Here is a 4,544-nt window from a genome sequence, read left to right as displayed (position 1 = left end):
CCCGGATGGTCTGGCGCTTGTTTCGCGCCCCGGCGGCCGCTTGCCCGACGTTCCAGCACGCCCGTTGCGGGAATCCAGCGACTTTGGCTTCTTGCTCGTCATTCCAGCGAAAGCTGGAATCCAGCTTTTTGCGTAGCGTTGGGCCTCTTTTCGGGCGCGTCCATTCGCTTTTCCGCGCGCATCCCGCGCGCGGGTCACTTCCTCTTGCTTGTGCAAGAGAAAGGAACCCGCGCGCCGGACGCGCGCGGAAAAGCGAAGGGACGCGTCCGCAAAAGATCAAAGCAAAGCGAGATCAAAATGGATTCCAGCTTGCGCTGGAATGACGAGCAAGAAGGCAAAGTCGCTGGATTCCCGCCACGAGCGTGCGGGAATGACGGGCGAGAGCCCGCCGGGGCGCGAAACAAGCGCCAAACCGTCCGGGATGCACATCCCCCCATCCCATGCCATAATTCAAGATCAACTCCAGCCGCCAGCGCCTTCCGGCGCGGCCTCCAACAAGGGTCAAACGATGGATTTCTTCATTTCCAGCGCCTACGCGCAGGCAGCGGGCGCGGCGGGACAACCGAGTCCGTGGCCGAGCCTGATCATGTTCGGCGCGGTGTTCGTGGCGATGTATTTCTTCATGCTGCGTCCACAGATGAAACGCGCCAAGGAGCAGCGCACGCTGGTCGAGGCGCTGGCCAAGGGCGACGAGGTCGTGACCAACGGCGGCATCGCCGGCCGCGTCACCGACGTCGGCGATACCTTCCTCAGCGTCGAAATCGCGCCGAACGTGACGATCAAGGTGCAGAAGCAGGCCGTGTCGATGGTGCTGCCGAAGGGCACGTTGAAATCGTCCTGAGACGACCGCATCCGTTGAAAACCCCGTGAATCGCGTCGGGCTTCGGCTCTCGCGATGAATCAAAACAACAACCGTTGCGCCCCGAATCCGGCGCAAGAGCGATATCGATGAACGATTTTGCCAAATGGCGTTATGCCCTGATCGCGGTCGTGCTGATCCTCGGCGCGATCTATGCCCTGCCGAACATGTTCCTGCCGCAGCCCGCGGTGCAGATCTCTGCCAACCGCAACGGCACCGTCGACCAGGCGCTCAAGGAAAAGGTCCAGGGCGCGCTGGAGAAGGACAAGCTCGCGTTCAAGAGCCTTGAACTGAACAAGGACACCCTGCTCGCCGAGTTCAACGATTCGGACACGCAGAACAAGGCGCAGGCCTCGATCAGCAAGGCCCTCGGCGACCAGTACAACGTCGCCCTGAACATGGCCTCGACCGTACCCGGCTGGCTGCGCGCGATCGGCGCGAACTCGATGCCGCTCGGCCTCGACCTGCAGGGCGGCGTGCACTTCCTGCTCGAAGTCGACCAGAAGGCCGCGCTCGACAAGATGCAGCAGCGCTACCGTGACGACATCGCCGGCGCGCTGCGCGACGCGAAGATCCGCTACGAGACGATCAATTCCAGCGCGAACGGCATCGTCGCCACGTTCAAGAGCGACGAAGACCGCAAGGCCGCCGGCAACGTCATCGCCAAGCAGGTCAACCAGCCCGAGAAACTCGGCGACCAGCCGCCGCTCGAACTGACCGACGGCACGGCCACCGCCGACAGCTTCCCGCTGACCGCGAAGGTGCGCGAGGCGACCGCGCTCGCCGCCTCGCGTAGCACGATCTCGAGCAACCTGACCACGCTGCGCAACCGCGTCAACCAGCTCGGCGTGTCCGAGCCGCTGATCCAGCAGCAGGGCGCGAACCGCATCGTCGTCGAACTCGCCGGCGTGCACGACACGGCCGAAGCGAAGAAGATCCTCGGCGCGCAGGCCACGCTGGAATGGCGCGCGGTCGACGAGAACGCGACCGGCGCGGCCAACCTTGGCAATCCGGGGGCCTACGAAATCGCCAAGACCGGAAATGTGCCGCCCGAGTCGCGCCTGTACTACATGCAGCGCGTCGGCCCGGACGGCAAGCCCGAGCCGATCATCCTGTCGAAGAAGATCATCGCCAGCGGCAACGAACTGGTCAGCGCGACGGCGATCCCCGACCCGCAGAGCGGTACGCCGGCCGTGTCGGTGCAGCTCAACGCCAAGGGCGGCGCGAAGATGCTCGAGTTCACCCAGCAGGCGGTCGGCAAGCGCATGGGCGTGGTCTACATCGAACGCGTGCCGCAGACGCAGATCGTCGACGGCAAGGAAGTGCGCACGTTCAAGGAAACGCAGGAAGTCATCAGCGCGGCGACGATCCAGGGCGTGTTCGGCTCGCGCTTCCAGACCACGGGCCTCGGCCAGAAGGAAGCCAGCGACCTCGCCCTGCTGCTGCGCGCCGGTTCGCTCGCTGCACCGGTCGACATCGTCGAGGAGCGCGTCATCGGCGCCAGCCTCGGCCAGGAAAACATCGACAAGGGCTTCAAGGCCGTCCTCCTCGGCCTGCTCGCCGTGCTGATCGCGGCCGCGATCTACTACAAGCTGTTCGGCCTCATCGCCGACGTCGCGCTCGTGTTCAACCTCGTCCTGCTCGTCGCCGTGCTCTCGCTGTTCCAGGCCACGCTGACCATGCCCGGCATCGCCGGCATCGTGCTCACGCTCGGCATGGCGATCGACGCGAACGTGCTGATCTGCGAGCGCATCCGCGAGGAACAGCGCAACGGCGCCACGCCGCTCGCCGCGATCAAGGCCGGCTACGAGAAGGCCTGGGCAACGATTCTCGACGCCAACGTCACCCACCTGCTCGCCGCGGTCGCCCTGCTCTTCTTCGGCTCCGGCCCGATCAAGGGCTTCGGCGTGACCCTGCTGATCGGCATCCTCACCTCGATGTTCACCTCGGTCACGGTGACGCATGCGATCGTGAATATCGTCCACGGCCGACGCAAACTGAAAGCGCTGTCCGTCTAAAGGTACGCACATGGAAATTTTCAACCACGACAGCAAGATCGACTTCCTGCGCCTGCGCACGATCAGCCTCGGCGTCTCGATCGCCCTCCTGCTCATCTCGCTCGGCGCGCTCGCCACGCGCGGTCTCAACTACGCGCTAGACTTCACCGGCGGCGTGCTCGTCGAGGCGGCATACCCGGCGCCGCCGGAAGCCAATGTGATCCGCGACACGCTCGAAGCGGCCGGCTTCCACAACGCGCAGGTCACACCGTATCTCGGCACGAACGACGTCGCCATCCGCCTGCAGCTGGGCGAAGCCGGCGCCACCAAGGGCGAGGCGGGCGATGATCTGAAGAAGATGAACCAGATCGCCGACAACGTCATCGCCGCGCTCAAGGCGAAGAACGCCGACGTGACCAAGAAGAGCGCGAGCTTCGTCAGCGCCTCGGTCGGCGAAGAGCTCAAGAGCGACGGCATCGTCGCCGTGATCTTCGTCATCATCGGCATCATGATCTACATCGGCATCCGCTTCGAATGGCGCTTCGCCATCGCCGCGATCGCCAGCGAATTTCACGACACGATCATCGTGCTCGGCTTCTACGCGCTGACTCACCGCGAATTCGACGTAAACGTGCTCGCCTCGGTGCTCGCCGTGGTCGGCTACTCGATCAACGACAAGGTCGTCGTGTTCGACCGCGTGCGCGAACTGTTCCGCTCCGCGCGCCGCGCCGAGCCGGTCGAGATCCTCAACAAGGCGATCAACTCGACCCTGTCGCGTACGATCATCACCGCACTGTTCACCGCGATCACGATGATCGCGCTGTACCTGTTCGGCGGCTCCGCCGTGCACGGCTTCGCCCTGACCATGGTGATCGGCATCCTCGTCGGCACGCTGTCGTCGATCTTCTTCGCCAGCCCGATCCTGTACTGGCTCGGCGTGTCGAAGAAGGACCTGATGCCGGTGGCGCGCGACAACTCCGAGTTGGCGCGTCGCCCCTGAGATTCGTGCAGGGCGCGGCGTTCGCGCGCCCCGCGCGAACGTAATTCAACGCGATTCGCGCGCCCCACGCGAAAGAAAATTCAACAGGATTCGCGCCCGCTCTCGCTCGTCATTCCTGCAGAACGCCAGAGTTCTGTTGTCCTGACTGTCTGGAGCAAGAGCTTCCACTCGCCTTCGGCGAGCGGGTAACTTTCTTGTCTACAGCGACAAGAAAGTCACCAAAGAAACGCCGCCCCCGACACCGCACCTCGCAGAAGAGCCGCGAGGTGCCCTGCGCGTCTCGGCGTCGTCGGGCCGGCGCGAACTCGCGCATCCCTGCGCTCGGACATGCGCGCCTTTCCCCCGCCGTCGCCTGCGATGCTCGGTGCGATGAAGGGGGACCCAAAGATCAAGAGCAACAGCGTGCGAAGCTTTTCTGCTTCTGCGCGCAGGAGCGCGCTGCTCTTTACTCTTCCGGGTCCCCATTGCATTGCGGCGGCAGCGGACGAAGAGGCCCCGCAGGGGGGCGCGCGAGGGATCGCGCGCATTCCGCTGCCAGCACATGGACGTGCTGTCAGCGGAACCCGGCCGCTGACGCGGACCTTTCGGGCAGGATGCCCGAAAGGCGCAATGCTCTGGGGCGTGTCTCTTTGCTTACTTTCTCTGCACGAGCAGAGAAAGTAAGACGCTCGTCCGCAGGACGAGTGGA

Annotated in this window: 3 protein-coding genes; all 3 read left to right on the top strand. The window is 64.5% G+C overall.

Annotated elements, in window-relative coordinates:
* Nucleotides 1-508 precede the first annotated feature (508 nt).
* The 3 genes from yajC (at nucleotide 509) to secF (ending at nucleotide 3,856) form a co-directional block, all read left to right on the top strand.
* Nucleotides 509-841 (top strand): preprotein translocase subunit YajC, encoded by a 333-nt coding sequence (yajC, locus tag VF497_RS02955; protein ID WP_330886104.1) that lies wholly within the window; start codon nucleotides 509-511, stop codon nucleotides 839-841.
* Nucleotides 842-948: 107 nt separating this feature from the next.
* Nucleotides 949-2,877, top strand: a complete 1,929-nt coding sequence (secD, locus tag VF497_RS02950; protein ID WP_330886102.1) for a protein translocase subunit SecD — start codon at nucleotides 949-951, stop codon at nucleotides 2,875-2,877.
* Between the two features lie 10 nt (nucleotides 2,878-2,887).
* A complete protein-coding gene (gene secF, locus VF497_RS02945) occupies nucleotides 2,888-3,856 on the top strand; it encodes a protein translocase subunit SecF (RefSeq protein ID WP_330886100.1) in 969 nt (322 codons plus the stop codon).
* Nucleotides 3,857-4,544 lie beyond the last annotated feature (688 nt).

Source organism: Rudaea sp., from assembly GCF_036383415.1.
GTDB lineage: Bacteria > Pseudomonadota > Gammaproteobacteria > Xanthomonadales > Rhodanobacteraceae > Rudaea.
Note: the sequence above shows the minus strand (reverse complement) of the source record. Positions and strands in the feature narration are given on the sequence as shown.

Excerpts from the sequence above, each read along its gene's own strand:
- yajC (WP_330886104.1), top strand. The coding sequence starts at position 509 with ATGGATTTCTTCATTTCCAGCGCCTACGCGCAGGCAGCGGGCGCGGCG.
- secD (WP_330886102.1), top strand. The coding sequence starts at position 949 with ATGAACGATTTTGCCAAATGGCGTTATGCCCTGATCGCGGTCGTGCTG.
- secF (WP_330886100.1), top strand. The coding sequence starts at position 2,888 with ATGGAAATTTTCAACCACGACAGCAAGATCGACTTCCTGCGCCTGCGC.